The sequence below is a fragment of the Dialister sp. genome, assembly GCF_051885895.1.
In the GTDB taxonomy this organism is placed as follows: Bacteria; Bacillota; Negativicutes; order Veillonellales; family Dialisteraceae; genus Dialister.
In genome coordinates this window covers 1,406-2,517 of sequence record NZ_JBJEXP010000041.1, presented here as the reverse complement: position 1 = coordinate 2,517, position 1,112 = coordinate 1,406, and the positions used below count along the sequence as shown (strand labels likewise).

Here is a 1,112-nt window from a genome sequence, read left to right as displayed (position 1 = left end):
TCCTGTATTTTAGCACCTTCCCCGGCTTTTTGCAAACATGGGATTTGCAAATCGGAACTGTGCTTTAGCCTTTGAATATGAAGCCGGTGAAAAGAAGTTAAGAAATCACTTCGCACTCTGCTGTGCTGCCTGATGGGATGGATGTTCCCCAGGGAATCCTCTTCTACCACTTCGGTGCATGATGCCAGTGGCTTCCAGCAGCTAACCGGTCCACCAGCTCACTGAAGAATCCCAGCCCCCGACATCCCCGATCCTGATCTTCTATCCCGGCCACGCAGTGATCCCCTATCCTTCCCCGATTTCCCGCAAAAACTCTTCCACCTGCTTTGACCGGGAAAGGCCTGTCCGGCACCAGATGGCAAAGTGTTCGCAGTTGTTGGAAAAGAGGCTGTAGTCTGTTTCTCCCAGTCTGGAGAGAGCCCGTTTCACCGTTTCTTTGTGGCTGTAGAGGTGATAGCCGGGAATGGGCATAGTTTTCGGGAAGCGGCAGATGCGGTAATCATCGCTGTCTGCCACGAAATCGTCAAGGGATGATTTTCTCACCTGCACATCGCCTCCCCAGTCGCCGTCATCGGAGGCGTAGTGTACCACCACTCCCTGTCCGATATAGACGGCAAAATGTTCATACAGGTTGCCCCAGCGGGACACAGAGAGCACGTCACCCGGATAGAGGCGTTTATGGGACTCCGGATAGTCATGGGCCCCAAGAACCACCCGTTTCAGGGCATAGCCCAGGAGAGCATCGCAGATATCATCCATGCTTTCACCTTCAATCATCCAGCCCGTCAAAGAGCTTGTCGATTTCCTCATCCAGCTCATCCATGAGCTCGTCCGCATCATCCAGGGCATCGAAAGCTTCATCTGCTATGGATTCCGTCACCCGATCCAGGGCCGCCAGCTGCTCCGGCGTGAGAGTGGACAGGAAATCGTCAAAAGCGGTATCCGTTTTTGTTTCGCCTTCCATCTCCTCCTTCGCTTTGGCAAAATCCACCACCTTATCCTCTATGGGTACCTTCTCCAGCGCTTTTTCTTCACCGGGCGTCTTTTCTTTTCCTTCTCCAAAACTGCCTTTGACTACTTTCATCATACTCATCCTTTCCTGTACTATGAAA

At 52.4% G+C, this 1,112-nt stretch carries 2 protein-coding genes; both read right to left on the bottom strand.

The window, feature by feature from the left end; all coding sequences use genetic code 11:
• Nucleotides 1-285 precede the first annotated feature (285 nt).
• A complete protein-coding gene (locus ACI4N7_RS03755; protein WP_439732026.1) occupies nt 286-777 on the bottom strand; it encodes a lecithin retinol acyltransferase family protein in 492 nt (163 codons plus the stop codon).
• Nucleotides 770-1,112 (bottom strand): hypothetical protein (locus tag ACI4N7_RS03750; protein ID WP_439732025.1); only part of this gene is annotated, 343 nt, incomplete at its 5' end. The genes ACI4N7_RS03755 and ACI4N7_RS03750, both read right to left, overlap by 8 nt.